The 14,527-nt window shown below is 28.3% G+C and carries 17 protein-coding genes; 12 read left to right on the top strand and 5 right to left on the bottom strand.

Features of this window, described 5'->3' with window-relative positions; translation table 11 throughout:
* Positions 1-8: 8 nt before the first annotated feature.
* Positions 9-797, top strand: coding sequence for a flagellar basal-body rod protein FlgG (flgG, locus tag AVBRAN9333_RS01920; RefSeq protein WP_214116814.1), 789 nt, complete (start codon positions 9-11; stop codon positions 795-797).
* A 49-nt stretch (positions 798-846) separates the two neighbouring features.
* Here the strand turns inward: flgG and AVBRAN9333_RS01915 are convergent, their stop codons facing one another.
* Complete coding sequence (locus tag AVBRAN9333_RS01915) at positions 847-2,127, bottom strand: O-acetylhomoserine aminocarboxypropyltransferase/cysteine synthase family protein (RefSeq protein WP_214116812.1); 1,281 nt, start codon at positions 2,125-2,127, stop codon at positions 847-849.
* Between the two features lie 89 nt (positions 2,128-2,216).
* Between AVBRAN9333_RS01915 and AVBRAN9333_RS01910 the strand changes: the two genes are divergently transcribed.
* Entirely contained in the window at positions 2,217-3,143 is a 927-nt protein-coding gene (locus AVBRAN9333_RS01910; RefSeq protein WP_214149860.1) for a homoserine O-succinyltransferase, read from the top strand.
* A 23-nt stretch (positions 3,144-3,166) separates the two neighbouring features.
* On the opposite strand, the gene AVBRAN9333_RS01905 is transcribed toward AVBRAN9333_RS01910, so the two are convergent.
* Positions 3,167-3,328 (bottom strand): hypothetical protein, encoded by a 162-nt coding sequence (locus AVBRAN9333_RS01905; protein WP_214116808.1) that lies wholly within the window; start codon positions 3,326-3,328, stop codon positions 3,167-3,169.
* A 157-nt stretch (positions 3,329-3,485) separates the two neighbouring features.
* Between AVBRAN9333_RS01905 and pyrF the strand changes: the two genes are divergently transcribed.
* The 10 genes from pyrF (at position 3,486) to AVBRAN9333_RS01855 (ending at position 11,396) form a co-directional block, all read left to right on the top strand.
* Positions 3,486-4,211: an orotidine-5'-phosphate decarboxylase gene (gene pyrF, locus AVBRAN9333_RS01900; protein ID WP_214116806.1), complete on the top strand. Its 726-nt coding sequence runs from the start codon at positions 3,486-3,488 to the stop codon at positions 4,209-4,211.
* Positions 4,204-4,809 (top strand): orotate phosphoribosyltransferase, encoded by a 606-nt coding sequence (gene pyrE, locus AVBRAN9333_RS01895; RefSeq protein ID WP_214116805.1) that lies wholly within the window; start codon positions 4,204-4,206, stop codon positions 4,807-4,809. Before pyrF ends, pyrE begins: the two co-directional genes overlap by 8 nt.
* 114 nt (positions 4,810-4,923) lie before the next feature.
* Complete coding sequence (locus tag AVBRAN9333_RS01890) at positions 4,924-5,391, top strand: hypothetical protein (RefSeq protein WP_336609340.1); 468 nt, start codon at positions 4,924-4,926, stop codon at positions 5,389-5,391.
* An 83-nt stretch (positions 5,392-5,474) separates the two neighbouring features.
* Positions 5,475-5,945, top strand: coding sequence for a hypothetical protein (locus AVBRAN9333_RS01885; protein WP_336609339.1), 471 nt, complete (start codon positions 5,475-5,477; stop codon positions 5,943-5,945).
* Positions 5,946-5,963: 18 nt separating this feature from the next.
* A complete protein-coding gene (locus AVBRAN9333_RS01880; RefSeq protein ID WP_336609338.1) occupies positions 5,964-6,734 on the top strand; it encodes a hypothetical protein in 771 nt (256 codons plus the stop codon).
* A complete protein-coding gene (locus AVBRAN9333_RS01875) occupies positions 6,735-7,484 on the top strand; it encodes a hypothetical protein (protein ID WP_336609337.1) in 750 nt (249 codons plus the stop codon).
* Positions 7,485-7,656: 172 nt separating this feature from the next.
* Positions 7,657-8,637, top strand: coding sequence for an agmatinase family protein (locus tag AVBRAN9333_RS01870; protein WP_239803038.1), 981 nt, complete (start codon positions 7,657-7,659; stop codon positions 8,635-8,637).
* A 24-nt stretch (positions 8,638-8,661) separates the two neighbouring features.
* The gene (locus tag AVBRAN9333_RS01865; protein ID WP_336608280.1) at positions 8,662-9,885 is read left to right on the top strand and encodes an Nramp family divalent metal transporter; all 1,224 of its coding nucleotides are present in this window, start codon (positions 8,662-8,664) and stop codon (positions 9,883-9,885) included.
* A gap of 2 nt (positions 9,886-9,887) precedes the next feature.
* Entirely contained in the window at positions 9,888-10,799 is a 912-nt protein-coding gene (gene glsA, locus AVBRAN9333_RS01860; protein WP_214150556.1) for a glutaminase A, read from the top strand.
* A gap of 114 nt (positions 10,800-10,913) precedes the next feature.
* A complete protein-coding gene (locus AVBRAN9333_RS01855; protein ID WP_336608279.1) occupies positions 10,914-11,396 on the top strand; it encodes a hypothetical protein in 483 nt (160 codons plus the stop codon).
* Between the two features lie 81 nt (positions 11,397-11,477).
* On the opposite strand, the gene AVBRAN9333_RS01850 is transcribed toward AVBRAN9333_RS01855, so the two are convergent.
* The 3 genes from AVBRAN9333_RS01850 to AVBRAN9333_RS01840 are packed head-to-tail and all read right to left on the bottom strand — an operon-like array spanning position 11,478 to position 14,174.
* Entirely contained in the window at positions 11,478-12,527 is a 1,050-nt protein-coding gene (locus AVBRAN9333_RS01850) for a BspA family leucine-rich repeat surface protein (RefSeq protein ID WP_336608278.1), read from the bottom strand.
* The gene (locus tag AVBRAN9333_RS01845) at positions 12,524-12,724 is read right to left on the bottom strand and encodes a hypothetical protein (protein WP_336608277.1); all 201 of its coding nucleotides are present in this window, start codon (positions 12,722-12,724) and stop codon (positions 12,524-12,526) included. The genes AVBRAN9333_RS01850 and AVBRAN9333_RS01845 overlap by 4 nt, the downstream gene beginning before the upstream one ends.
* Before the next feature lie 52 nt (positions 12,725-12,776).
* Complete coding sequence (locus AVBRAN9333_RS01840) at positions 12,777-14,174, bottom strand: GTPase family protein (RefSeq protein ID WP_336608276.1); 1,398 nt, start codon at positions 14,172-14,174, stop codon at positions 12,777-12,779.
* Positions 14,175-14,527: the final 353 nt, after the last annotated feature.

Raw genomic sequence — 14,527 nt, 5'->3', positions numbered from 1 at the left:
GAGTAAAAATGCTTAGGTCTTTATATACAGCAGCAACAGGAATGATAGCACAGCAAACACAAATTGATACAACATCTCATAATATTGCCAATGTAAATACTATGGGATACAAAAAAAATAGAGCAGAATTTGCTGATTTAATGTATCAAGTAATGGAATACGCAGGCACTAGCACAAGCACAACAACGCAAAGTCCAACAGGTATTGAAGTAGGTCTTGGAGTTCGCCCAACAGCAATTACAAAACAATTTACACAAGGTTATTTTAAAGAAACAGGCAATCAATTAGATATGGTAATAGCAGGTAATGGTTTTTTCCAAGTTCAGCTACCTGATGGCACTACGGCATATACAAGAAATGGTGCTTTTAAGCTAGATAGCGAAGGAACTATCGTAAATAGTGATGGATATAGATTAATCCCTGAAATTACAATTCCTGAAGATGCAGTTGCTATTGGGATAGGAACTGATGGGGTTGTAAGTGTAATTCAAGCGGGTAATCCTGAAGCAGTGCAACTAGGTCAAATTGAATTAGCAAACTTCATAAATCCTAGTGGCTTACACGCATTAGGGGATAATAATTTCCTTGAAACTAGTGCTAGTGGAGCAGTTGTAGTTGGCACTGGCGGGACTAATGGTTTTGGTCAAATTAAGCAAAACTTCGTAGAGATGAGTAACGTGCAATTAGTAGAAGAAATGACTGATTTAATCACAGGTCAAAGAGCTTATGAAGCAAACTCTAAAGCAATCACTACAAGTGATGAAATGCTATCAATCGTAAATGGACTTAAAAGATAAATAATATAGATTGAAATTCTTATAATTTTATAAGAATTTCAAATACGAATTACTTAAAAGTAACCTCTAATGCTTGTTTAATATCAGCTATTAAATCATCAGCATTTTCAATACCAACAGAAAGCCTTACAAGACCTTCGCTAACTCCAGCTTTTATTAATTCAGCTTCATTTAATTGTCTATGAGTATGACTTGCAGGGTGTAAAATACAGCTTCTTGCATCAGCTACATGAGTTGCTATCATTATTAATTTTAAGCTATCTAAAAACTTAACTGCCTTAGCTTTATTTGCTTTTAATGTAAAGCTAATAACCCCACAAACCCCATTAGGCATATATTCTAAAGCTAGATTATAATAAGGACTACTTTTTAGCATAGGGCAATTTACGCTTTCAATATATTCATTATTTTCTAAAAATTCTGCAATTTTTTTCGCATTTTCGCAGTGTTTTGCCATTCTTAAAGGTAGGCTTTCAATATGAGTTGATAGCATATATGCACTAGTTGCAGGTAAGCAAGCACCTATATCTCTCATTAATTGAACAATCATTTTTACAATATACGCTAATTTGCCAAATTTTTGCGTATAGATTAATCCGTGATATGACTCATCAGGGGTGTTAAAATCTGCAAATTTTTTAGGATACTTACTCCAATCAAAATTACCACTATCAAGCACAACCCCAGCAATCACACTTGAATGCCCATCAAGATATTTAGTAGCTGAATGAATAACAATATCAGCTCCGTGTTTTATAGGCTGGCAATTAATAGGAGTTGCAAAAGTATTATCAATTACTAATGGAATTTCATTTTCGTGAGCAATATTTGCAAATCTTTTAATATCAAGCACTACTAAAGCAGGATTTGATACGCTTTCAGCGTAAATTAATTTTGTGTTTTCTTTAATAGCTGCTCTTATTTCATCATCTGTGCTATTTGCACTAATAAAGGTGCAATCAATTCCAAATTTTTTAAGTGTTACGCCTATTAGATTTATACTTCCACCATAAATCTCATTTACGCAAACCAAATGATCTCCTGCTTTACAAATATTTGTAATTGCAAAAAATATAGCCGCTTGTCCGCTAGAAGTTAGCACCCCAGCAATTGCTCCTTCTAATTTAGCAATTTTACTAGCTACATAATCATTTGTAGGATTTGCTACTCTTGAGTAAAAATATCCACTTTCTTCTAAGTCAAATAATTTTCCCATAAATTCACAAGAATCGTATTTGTAAGTAGTTGATTGAATGATTGGCACTTGCCTACTTTCACCATTTTTTGGCTCATAACCTGCGTGAATACATAAAGTATCTTGTTTTAACATTTTCTCTCCTTTAAAAAAATATTAGTTTAACTTTATTTTAAGTATTTAGCAAGTAAAAAATGGCAAAATTAGTTAAAAAAGGAGAAAAAATGCCCGTTAATATAAAAACTAATCTTCCAGCAAAAGTTTTACTAGAAAATGAAAATATTTTCGTAATGGACGAAGCAAGAGCAAATTCTCAAGATATTCGTCCATTAGAGCTTGTGATTTTAAACCTTATGCCAATCAAAGAAGAAACTGAATTAGAATTACTTAGAATGCTTTCTAATACACCTTTACAAGTAAAAATCACGCTTTTAAGAATAGCAAGTCACGAGAGCAAAAACACTTGTCAAAGCCACTTAAACGAGCATTATTTGGTATTTGATGAGATAAAGCATAAAAAATTTGATGGAATGATAATAACAGGAGCTCCGCTAGAACAATATGAATTTAGCGAAATAACTTATTATGATGAATTAGTTAGTATTTTAGAATGGAGCAAAAGCAATGTTTTTAGCACTCTTCATATATGCTATGGTGCGATGTTTGGGCTAAATTATCATTACAATATTGCAAAAATTCCTTTAAAAAAGAAATTAAGCGGAGTGTTTTATCACGATGTAATTGATAGTAAAGATGAGATTTTAAGGGGAATTGATGATGTGTTTTTAGCTCCACATTCAAGGCATTCAGGAATTGATGAATTAGCCTTAGCAAATCATAAATCTTTAGTGATTTTAGCTAAAAGCGATTTAGCAGGAAGCTATTTGATAAGAAGTTCTGATAGAAGACAAGTTTTTGTCCTAGGTCATCCTGAATACTCTCGCACTACTTTAGATAATGAGTATAAAAGAGATATTAAAAACGGCTTAGATGTTGATATTCCTTATAATTATTATAAAGATGATAATCCAAACAATCCCCCAAAACTTACTTGGAGAGCTCACGCAAATTGCGTTTATATAAACTGGCTAAATTATTATGTATATCAAACTACACCTTTTGAATTAGACAAACTTAATTCAATTAATTAAGATTTAGATTTTCTAAATCTTAATTAGATTTTTTTAACTCCGCTTTCATTCATATAATTTATGAAATCTTGTCTTAATTCTTCTTCTTTTTGTTTTATTTTTGCTAGTTCTAATTCTTGCTCTTTTTTCTTTTCATTTTCTTTTATATCTGTTTTGATTTGTTTTAATGAGTCCAAAAAGTCCATTTTTTCTCCTTTTGATTTTTGTATTATATTATTTAAATAATGTAATAAATAACTTTTAAAAATATAAATTCAATATGTTTTATTTAATAAATTTTTGCATAATGCTAAGTCGTAAAGAGTTAAAAAGAGATAATTTTATTAAATCAAAGGAGAGAATTTGAAAACCATAATCGCATTAGATTTTGACACCTTAGAGCAAAGCCGTGAATTTGTATCAAAACTATCAGCAAAAAATCTTGAAAACTATGCAAAAGAGCATAATTTAAAATTAATTATGCCTTATTTAAAAGTCGGTATGTGGCAATACTACACAGCTGGAAATGACTTTTTAAAAGAGCTAAAAGACTTAGGTTTTAATATATTTTTAGATTTAAAATTAATTGATATTCCAAATACTATTTATAATGCTACTAAGACACTTTTAAAAAATGATATTGATATTTTAAGCCTTCATTCTTTTGCAGGCGAGCAAGCTTTAAAGGCTGCTGTTAATGCTAAAAATGAATTAGGTAGCAAGTGTGAATTATTTGGAATTTCTGTATTAACTTCGTTTGAAGAAGAAGAATTTAAAAATGATTTAGGCTTTAATGGAAGCATTAATGATTGCGTAAAACAACGCTGTTTAATCAGCAAAAAAGCAGGTCTTGATGGTATAGTAAGTAGTGCTTATGAAGCAAAATTTGCTAAAGATTTAGGACTTAAGGCTCTTACGCCTGGCATTAGATTTTTAGGCAATGATGCAAATGACCAAGCAAGGGTTGCTACGCCAAAATTTGCTATAGAAAACAATATTGATTATATTGTAGCTGGTAGAATGATTACAAAGAGTTCTAATCCTATTAGAGCTTATTTTCAATGTATAAAAGGAGAAGAAAATGAATAAAGAAGTTGCAAGTGAAGTTGTAAAAATATTAAAAGATTGTGAAGCAATATTTATTAATACTAAAGAATTTTTCACATATTCAAGTGGTATTAAAAGCCCTATATATTGTGATAATCGTGTGTTAATTAGCTATCCAAAAGAGCGTAAAATCATAGCAAATCATTTAGCGAATTTGATTAAAGAAAAAGCAGGAGATGTTGATTACATAGCAGCAACTGCTACTGGAGCTATTGCTCACGGAGCTTGGGTGGCTGATATATTAAACAAACCATTAGTATATATATTATCAAAAAACAAAACCCACGGAAGAGCAAAGATGATTGAAGGAAGCTTTAAGCACGGAAGCACTTGCGTTGTGCTAGAAGATTTAATCTCAAGTGGCGGTTCAAGTATTGCTGCTGTTGGTGCTGCTAGGTCTCACGGATTAGATGTAAAAGGTGTGTTTTCAATATTTAGCTATGAATTAAATCAAGCTAAGAAAAATTATGAGAGTATTGATTGCCCTGCTTATTCGCTTAGTGGATTTTCTGCATTTAGTGGATTTTTAAGCGATGAAGAAGTAAAAGTTCTAAACGAATGGCGTGACGCTCAAGAATAAAATAATTTTAATTTCAAATTCCGATTTTGGAATTTGAATATCTTCAGACCTTCTTTACTTTACAAAAAATAATTTTTATAATATTTACTTAATAGTTAAAATTAAGGAGAAATAATGGCTTTTAAGAACGCAGTAGTTACAAAAGAACTTGATGAAAAATACAAAATGACAGATATTTTTTGCAATTATACAGATAGCTTATATTATAAACAAAATCATATGATGCCAAATAGATATCGTTTAGTAATAGATGAAGAATTAGATTGTTTTATAATGCTAGGTTATAATTTTTTAGACCCTGAATTAGAGCGTGCAAGACTTAGTAAAGGCTTGTGGGTTTTATATTATAAAGGTAATTTGATTGAAGTTATACTTGATTATGATTTTGATATAACAATAGATGGTGTTTTATACGATAAAGTTTGGAGTATTTTTGATATTAAAAACAATGAATTATTAAGTGAAAAAGAAGTTATAAATCTTCTTAAAGAAATATTAGATGTTTATAATGTAGCTGGTGCTTGGGGCGAAATTGAAAAAGATTATAAAGTATATGTAAGAGATGAAATAATAAAAGAATAAATATTTTAAATCCTAATTCAAATTCTTTAAAAATTGTGGAATTTTAAGTAGGAATTTGGTTTAAAAAGGGGTGGGGTAAGCAAATGGCTTTTAAAAATGCAATTATTGATGATAGATTAGATAAAAAATACTCACTTTCTTATATTTACGCAGAACATACTGATGATTGGTATGGCAGACAATATCATAAATTTCCTTATGATTGGGATATTGTAATAGATGAAGAATTAGACTGCTGGTTTATGAATTGTATGTATTTTGATGACCCTAAGCTAGACTATGCTAAACTTGATAAGTCATTATGGGTATTGTATTACAAAGGTGAAGTAATAAAAATTATTTTAGACCGAGATTTTCGTATAAAAACAAATGGAACTTTATATGATATAGTTTGGAAAATACTATCTATAAAAAACAATAAAATATTAAATGAAAAAGAAATCATAGAATTGCTAAAAGATATTTTAAAAGTCTATGGAGTTAATGGATTTTGGACTGAAAAAGAAGAATGCACAATTTATGTAAGAGAAGAAGTGCTAGGAGAATACATATAAACAAAAGGAGATTTTATAATGGAAAAAATTGTGATAAAAATTGTAATTTTAATTGCAATATCGCCTATTTATTGTTTTTTGTTTATGATGGTTATTTTTGGATATTCTGCTAATGATATGTATAATTTATCAATTTTACAAGCACCTTATGGAAGTTTGATTGGCTCAATATTTATTATACCTTTATGTTTTTTAACTCATATAATATATAGCGTTGTATCAAAAGAATTATGTAAAGCGTTTTTATCTATTGTATTTTGTCTTTCTTTTATTCCTGTTTTGACCTTATCAATAGGCGGAATAATAGCTTTGATTTTGCCATTTATGTATTATTATTTATTAGTAATGTTATATAAGAAATTCTTTAAAAGTAAATCAAGTTTTATAGGCAATACACAGCTTAGAGTAGATTTTAAAACTATACAAATTGATAACGAAATTTATGAAAAATATAAAATAAATGAAGCACTTACTAAATATAATATACAAGATACCATATTCAACACAAAAACAATACTACTTAATAAAGAGCTTGATTGCTTTTTTATTGATTGTGATTTAAATTCAAATAGAATATTTTGGATTTTAAAATATAAAACAGATATTATTAAAATACTTCTTGTGCATAAAAAGCGTTTATCAACTGATACTGCTATATTTGTAATCATAGATATTGCGGGTAATAATTTACTTAGCGAAGAAGAAGTGGTTTATTTATTAAAAGAAATCTTAGATATTTATAATCAAGATAAACAAATAAAATACACATTATTAGATAAAAAATATTAAATGATTAAAGAAATTTTAAAATTCATAATTATATTTGCTTTAACTCCTATAAATGCTGTTTTTATATATCTTGCAATTAAATCTTGTTTTATTGAAAATTATTTGTTTTTAATGTTTGTTTATATGTTTGTTCATTATTTTGTTTTATCAATGAAGTATTTTTATGATAAATCAAAATTTTTTGCTATTGTTTTATTTAGTTTAATTTCGCTTATTTTTGTAGTAGAAAATTGGCTATATTTTATGATTTTTATCGCTATTTATATCCTTGTAATTTATATATTAAGAGAAGTTGATACAAGCAATGCGATTTATGTGATTAATCCAAAAAGATTTGATTTAGTTCATATAACTTTTGGATTTTTAATGCTGCTTTCATTTATTAGTATTGTAAGCTTTTTAAAAGATGAATTAATTATTTATAAAATAATCGGCGTAGTAATTATATTATGCACTTTAATTATATTTTGTGGTGTTAAAAGAGTGATTTGCTATGAAGATTGCTTGGTGTTTGTAAAAGGCTTAGGAGTTAGCAAAATAAAATATGATGATATTAAAGAGTATTATTTTTTTAAAATAAATTTTAAAAATACTATAAGAATTTTTTTAAAGCGAAAAAGATTTAAGATTTTTTATAAATCTTATGAGCTTTCCTTTAATAAATTTAATAAAAGCGATTTAGAAAAATTAGAAAAATTAATCAATAAAAATGAAAATAAAAATAAAGGAAGTATATTTCAATGGATTTAAAATCATTAGAGTTGATTTTAAATACTTTTTATTCTATAAAATATCTTAGCTTATGCAATAAAATTACAAAAAGTAACACAAAATATTGATTTTTATCAAATTTAATCAAAAAAATCATAAAAAACATAATTTCATTCCATAATAAAAGTCTATATTAAAAAAAGGAGTGATTATGAACGATAAACCAATTTGTTATGTTCCTAGTAGAAGAATTGGCGAAGTTTTTAGTGGTGTTCCATCATTTTTAGGGTTACCTAAGATTCATAATGATGAAGAACTAAACAATTATGATATTGTAGTAATGGGTGTGCCTTGGGAAGGGGTTTGCACTTATGGTAATTATTCAGGTTGTGAGCTATCTACAAAAAATATTAGAGCTGCTTCTGTTAGATATGGTGGATATTTACCAGAATTTGATTTAGATGTATTTGATTATTTTACTGGTGGAGATTTTGGTGATTGTGCTATAGAAAATGGTAATTATGATTTTTCTTTTAATAGCATAAAAGATAAGTATTCTAAAATAATGAAAGCCAAAAAAATCTCTGTAGTATTTGGAGGTGATCACTCAATATCATTTCCGTTAATTAGTGAGTTTGCCAAGGCACATAATGGAAATATAGGCATTATTCATTTTGACGCACATATGGATAATATGGATAAATTTGGCGAAGAAAAATTAGCTAGATGTTCTCCTTTTCATAGATTATACGAAGACCCTTATATAGACCCTACAAAAATGGTGCATTTTGGAATAAGAGGACCTAGAAACAATCCAAATGGTTTAAAAGAAGCAAAAAAATTTGGAGCTCATGTAATTACTGGAATGCAAGTAAAAGAAATGGGTTGGAAAGCTGCTATAAGCGAAGCAATTAAAATTGCAAGTAATGGCACAGAAGCTATTTATGTAACTATATGCTCTGATGTTTTAGATATAGCATTTAATCCAGCAGGCCCACCTGATCCTTGTGGTCTTAGCACATATGAGCTTGCTATGATGTTGCACGAATGTGGAAAAGCAGGTGCTAGTGCGTTTGATTTTGTTGAATTATATCCAGGAAAAGACCCACAAAATACTTCAGGGCATGTAGCAGTGTGGATGAGTATATATTTTTTAACAGGCCTTACTAAGTATAGATTTAATATTAAATAACATATAAAAACATAAAGGGGAATTATGCAAAATAAATATACTTGGAAGGATAAAATTAAAGCAATAGGGCCAGGAGCTGTAGTTACTGGCTCTTTTGTTGGCCCTGGAACAATTACAACTTGCACTAAGGCTGGAGCTGGATTTGGCTTTGCTTTACTTTGGGCTGTTTTATTTTCAATAATAGCTACTATTATATTGCAAGAAATGTCAGCAAGGCTTGGAATAATTACTCAAAAGGGATTAGGCGAAGCCATATTAAACACTTTTAAAAGTAAGATTGGAAAAATATTAAGTGGAATTTTAGTGGGCGGTTCTGTGGTTTTAGGTTGTGCTGCTTATAATGCAGGGGATTTAACTGGTGCTGCACTAGGTCTATCAACGATAACTGGGATAAATATAACTTCTCTTACTCCTTATATGGGGTTGTTTGTATTTGTATTATTATGGATGGGTAGTTTTGATATTATCAAAAAAATCTTTATGCTATTGGTTATTATAATGGCTTTGATTTTTATCTTAACAATGTTTGTTGTTAAGCCAGATTTTTCTTTAGTTTTTCAAGGATTATTATTACCTACTTTTCCTGATGGCAGTTTATTTACTATCATTGCAATTATAGGGACAACTATTGTGCCTTATAATTTTTTTATACATTCAGCAACCGCTAAACGAACTTGGAAAGATGCTAGTGAATTAGAACTATCAAAATGGGATATATATTTTTCTATAACCACAGGTGGAATTATTACAGCAGCTGTTGTAATTACAGCTGGTGTTGCAATGATAGGAATGGAAGTAAAAAATGCTTCTGATATGGCTATACAACTTAGACCATTATTAGGTAATTATGCTGAAATAGTTTTGGGTGTTGGTATATTTGCTGCTGGACTTGCTTGTTCTATCAGTTCTCCTATGGGAGCTGCTTATGTTATGAGTGCTTTTTTAGGTTGGGATTATAAGCATAACGATATTCGTTTTAAATTAACCTGTTCTGCAATATTATTAATTGGAGTAATTGTTTCTTCAACTGGATTTAATCCTATAACTTTAATATTTACAGCTCAAATTCTAAATGGCATAATACTACCTGTAATTGTTGTTTATTTGGTGTATATTACATCAAGCAGTAAGGTTTTAAAAAATCATAAAAATAACAATATTAAAATATTTTTAGGTATTATCATCGCTTTAATTTCTGTGATTTTAGGCGGAAGTAGTTTAATTAGTGCGATAGGAAATATAATTTAAATATGCAAGAGTTGTTAGATAGATTAGTAAAAGATAATATTAAATATACAAAATTAGGAAGATTGGCAAATTATATCCCAGAGCTTAGCAAGGCTAAATTAGACGCTTTGGGAGTTTGCGTGATTGATAAGGATTATAATGTTTTTTGCTCGGGTGATAGTGAGCTAAGGTTTAGTATTCAAAGTGTTTCTAAAATAGTTACTTTAATGTTAGCTTTATTAGATAATGACTATGAGTATGTATTCTCAAAAGTAGGTGTTGAGCCTACAGGAGATGCCTTTAATTCAATTATGAAACTTGAAACATCAAACAATAAAAAGCCATTTAATCCAATGATAAACGCAGGTGCTATTGCAGTTGCTTCTATGATTAAAGGCAAAAATGCTGAAGAGAGATTTAATAGAGTGCTTGAGTTTTTTCGTTTGATTACTGATGATAATGAAGCGTCATTAAGCACTAAAATATACGAAAGCGAAAATAAAACAGGCAATAAAAATAGAGCCTTAGCGTATTTTATGAAAAATGATGGGATTATTAGTGATGATGTTGAGGTGGCTTTAGAAGTTTATTTTAAACAATGCTCAATACTAGCTAACACAAAAAGCCTAGCTAAATTAGGATTATTTTTAGCTAATGATGGGCTTAAAGATGGTAAGCAAATAGTTAGTAAAAAAATAGCTAGAACGATTAAGAGTTTAATGCTAACTTGTGGAACTTATGATTTATCAGGAGAAATAGCTGTAAGGGTAGGACTTCCATGTAAAAGTGGTGTGGGCGGTGGTATGGTATCGCTTGTCCCTAGAGAATTTGGGATAGGGGTTTATGGACCAGCACTTGATAGCAAGGGTAATTCAATAGGTGGTGTTAGGATATTAGAGGGCTTATCTAAAGCTTTAGATTTATCAATTTTTTAAATTAATCTAAAATAATTAAAAGTATCTAGTATTTTTGTGCTTTATATTTTGAGTTTTAAGATTTAAATTCTTATAATTTCACTATATTAATTTGCATATTTTATAAGGGCTAATGTGATAGAATGGATATATAATAAATTAATAAAAGTTTTTGTTGCAACTTGTTTTAAAGTTTTGATATTTCTTGTTTTATTGTATGTAATTTCTTGGTCTTTTTTAATGTTATATATGGATACTTTTATACTTACTTTAATACCATTAAGATACTTATTGCCATGGTTTTTTATAGATGACGATGATGCTTATGCTCGAGGTTTTTTGTTAGGTTTTTTGTTGCTTATGATATGGAGTTATTTTAGTATATCTGCGACTAAAATCTATTGTAAAAATATTATTAATTTTTATAAAGGCGATAAAGATTTAGGCTTTTTATTTTATTTTACCTTATTTAGTATTCTAAATGCGTTTTTTAAATTTTGCTTTTTAAAATTAGGAGATATTCACAATAGCACTTTAACTCTTGCTATTGCTTTAATATCTACGATTTTAATTTATTTTTATATAAATTATACGATTAAGAAAAGAAAATCATATTAAAAAACATTTACAAGCTTTAACGATATTACAAGGATAATTGAAAAATAAGAATTTGAAATTCTTATTTCAAATTCTTAAATCTTATTTGTGTTTTTCTATGAAATCTGTATAAAATTTAGGCAATTGCTCTAAACTATCGCAATCTTGAAACATATTATCTATGTAATTAACTTTTGAAGTATCAAAGTTTAATGGTTGATTGAAGTTTTTACAATTAGCAAACATATAGCTCATATCAATTACTTTTGAAGTGTCAAAGTTTAGTAATTGATTAAAGTTATAACATCCCATAAACATACTGTTCATATTTGTAACTCTTGAAGTATTAAAGTTTAATGGTTGATTAAACAGACTACACCAAAGAAACATACCAAACATATTTGTAACTCTTGAAGTATTAAAGTTTAATGGTTGTTTAAAATTTCTACAACCATTAAACATATAGCTCATATTTGTAACTCTTGAAGTATTAAAGTTTAATGGTTGATTGAAGTAATAACAACCTGAAAACATATAACTCATATTTATAACCTTTGAAGTGTCAAAGTTTAAAGATTGATTCAATCGCTCACAATTTTCAAACATATGGCTCATATATTTAACCTTTGAAGTATCAAAGTTTAATGGTTGTTTAAAATTTCTACAACCATTAAACATATGACTCATAGTATTAACCTTTGAAGTATCAAAGTTTAATGGTTGATTGAAGTGATAACAACCTGAAAACATCTTGCTCATATTAGCTACATTGGAAGTATTAAAATTTAAAGGTTGATTAAACCGACCACACTCAAAAAACATACCACTCATATTTGTAACATTTGAAGTATCAAAGTTTAATGGTTGATTGAAGAAAAGACAATGTGAAAACATATAACTCATATCAGTTACATTTGAAGTATCAAAGTTTAATGGTTGATCGAGACCAATACGACCTGCAAACATACCACTCATATTAGTTACATTACTTGTATCCCATTCGTTTATCCCACTAAAATCCCCTCTATAACTTTTATAAAACAATTTACTCATATCAGTAATTAAACTTGTATCAATATCACCTAGATAAATTCTCGTATCTCTTACTAACTCTTGTAATTCTTCTTTTGTGGTAGGCTTATATTTTTTCATAAAATCTCCTTTAATTTTGCTAAAGCTATATCAAATGTATTAGCTCTTTTTCTATCATAACAAACACTATTTTTACATTTAGGGCATTTAGATGGTGGTAAATCATTTGCACTTAGGCAATCGCTTTTATGAATTATCACCACTGAATACCCACAATCTTGACAAATAAACTTGCTTGGCTTTGGTGCTATTGGCATTTATACTCCTTTAAAGAATTTGAAAGTCATATTTCAAATTCTTTTTGTTTTTTTATTTTTTAAAAATTTTATTTACAGCACTTAATAAAAATCCACCTACTGCCATAATCTTCTCTTTATTTTCAACAACAAAATCAACTGCTTTTTCAACATTATCGCATAAGTTATCCCATAAGCTTTTTTCTATCTTTTCATCAGCTAAAGCTTTGTAATCTTTTGTGGTGCTTGTTGATTGATTGTTTGATGAATTAAAATTATTTGTATTAGGCTTTACTTTTTCGTTGCTTTTCCAATTGTTTTTATTTTCGTTTACCTTACCTTTAAATACTGCTCTTTTTTTGATGGGAGTATAATCAATGATGAAGTTAAGTAATTTTCCTAAATTATATGGGTTTTCTTGAATGCCATTTCTGCTCTTACCTGATGAATAATATATAGGCTCAATCCTTACGCTAGTTGTCTCATATATCCTATCACTAATTATCTTTACACTTTCATCAAGATATTTTATAAGCTCTTCTTCTGGATAAGGACTATCACCCTTCACCCAAAAATCTCCTTCTAAAGCTTGATCACACTTATTAAGCGCTATTAATATTCTATCTTTTGCGTTTTCTCCTAAGGCAGGGATTATTACATTAGTAATTAGATGATAGGTAGTGCCTAAATCACGAGTCTTTGCATCTACAATAACTAAAACTAAATCTATTAAAGCATTTCCTTTGCTATCTTTTTCGTGAAGTTTTTTATTGATTTTTGCAATATGCTCACTATCTTTTATCCCATCTCCTAAACCTGGACTATCCCATAAAACAAGGTTTTTTCCTATTTCGTATTTTTTAATCTCCATTGTTTGTGGTTTGCTAGTAGTTCCGATTTCGCTAAATTCTTGCTTGTATTCATCACCCATATTAAAAAGCGAATTAATAGTAGAGCTTTTGCCAACTCCTGTTCCGCCTGTAATTAATATATTTAGCTTTGTGTTTGCTAGTTTTTTGATATTTAGCTTTAGCTTATTTTTATCTTCTTCATCTAAATCTGATTTGTTTAACAACTCATCTAATTCTGCATACTCTTCTTTAGATTCTTCTTGTTCTTTATAGTATTTCATAACTTCTGTTATATTAGATATATCAGGTATTAATGCTGTTGAAGTTGGTTTTTGATAGTTTAAAATATCTTTTGATTTAAAGCTGATATGATATGCTTCTTCAATCAAAGCAGCTAATTTCATTCTGTTTTCTAAATCAAAATCTAAATCTTTTAATAAAATATCTAAATATCTTTTTTCAACGCATTTTGTTTCATCTTTTACAAATTGAAAAGCAAAATTATGAATACCAAGACATTTATCTTTTTCTTTAACAAAGTTTGAAATATTTTCTTTTAATATTTCTTTTTTACTTTCTTCTAGGTCTGTAAATTCTGTTAAAATTCTTTTGATTTCCATTTTTTATCCTTTTTATTTTTAATTTTTAAATATTTGTGATTAGATAAAAAATGCTTTCTAAGTTCCTTTAAAAATAGATGAAGGTTTTTGAGTATATTCTAAAGAGTTATACCCCCCCCCATATAAAAGAAAAAATAACTTTCATTTATTCTCCTTTCTTGATTTTTCTTGATTATAACACATTGAATGTCAAAATTCTGTCCATATAAAATTTTTTAAAAATATTTTTTAAATTTCATTAATTTTTACAAGAATTTGAATTAATAATTTAAAAAAAACTATGATTTAAATTTAAGTATTTTATATAAATAAAAGGAATTTCAATTAAGAAATTCCTTTTGTAGTGTTTATTA

The organism is Campylobacter sp. RM9333 (assembly GCF_020137705.1).
Classification (GTDB): Bacteria; Campylobacterota; Campylobacteria; order Campylobacterales; family Campylobacteraceae; genus Campylobacter_E.
This window is presented reverse-complemented; position numbering and strand designations above follow the sequence as displayed.

Excerpts from the sequence above, each read along its gene's own strand:
- flgG (WP_214116814.1), top strand. The coding sequence starts at position 9 with ATGCTTAGGTCTTTATATACAGCAGCAACAGGAATGATAGCACAGCAA.
- AVBRAN9333_RS01915 (WP_214116812.1), bottom strand. The coding sequence starts at position 2,127 with ATGTTAAAACAAGATACTTTATGTATTCACGCAGGTTATGAGCCAAAA.
- AVBRAN9333_RS01910 (WP_214149860.1), top strand. The coding sequence starts at position 2,217 with ATGCCCGTTAATATAAAAACTAATCTTCCAGCAAAAGTTTTACTAGAA.
- AVBRAN9333_RS01905 (WP_214116808.1), bottom strand. The coding sequence starts at position 3,328 with ATGGACTTTTTGGACTCATTAAAACAAATCAAAACAGATATAAAAGAA.
- pyrE (WP_214116805.1), top strand. The coding sequence starts at position 4,204 with ATGAATAAAGAAGTTGCAAGTGAAGTTGTAAAAATATTAAAAGATTGT.
- AVBRAN9333_RS01890 (WP_336609340.1), top strand. The coding sequence starts at position 4,924 with ATGGCTTTTAAGAACGCAGTAGTTACAAAAGAACTTGATGAAAAATAC.
- AVBRAN9333_RS01885 (WP_336609339.1), top strand. The coding sequence starts at position 5,475 with ATGGCTTTTAAAAATGCAATTATTGATGATAGATTAGATAAAAAATAC.
- AVBRAN9333_RS01880 (WP_336609338.1), top strand. The coding sequence starts at position 5,964 with ATGGAAAAAATTGTGATAAAAATTGTAATTTTAATTGCAATATCGCCT.
- AVBRAN9333_RS01875 (WP_336609337.1), top strand. The coding sequence starts at position 6,735 with ATGATTAAAGAAATTTTAAAATTCATAATTATATTTGCTTTAACTCCT.
- AVBRAN9333_RS01870 (WP_239803038.1), top strand. The coding sequence starts at position 7,657 with ATGAACGATAAACCAATTTGTTATGTTCCTAGTAGAAGAATTGGCGAA.
- AVBRAN9333_RS01865 (WP_336608280.1), top strand. The coding sequence starts at position 8,662 with ATGCAAAATAAATATACTTGGAAGGATAAAATTAAAGCAATAGGGCCA.
- glsA (WP_214150556.1), top strand. The coding sequence starts at position 9,888 with ATGCAAGAGTTGTTAGATAGATTAGTAAAAGATAATATTAAATATACA.
- AVBRAN9333_RS01850 (WP_336608278.1), bottom strand. The coding sequence starts at position 12,527 with ATGAAAAAATATAAGCCTACCACAAAAGAAGAATTACAAGAGTTAGTA.
- AVBRAN9333_RS01845 (WP_336608277.1), bottom strand. The coding sequence starts at position 12,724 with ATGCCAATAGCACCAAAGCCAAGCAAGTTTATTTGTCAAGATTGTGGG.
- AVBRAN9333_RS01840 (WP_336608276.1), bottom strand. The coding sequence starts at position 14,174 with ATGGAAATCAAAAGAATTTTAACAGAATTTACAGACCTAGAAGAAAGT.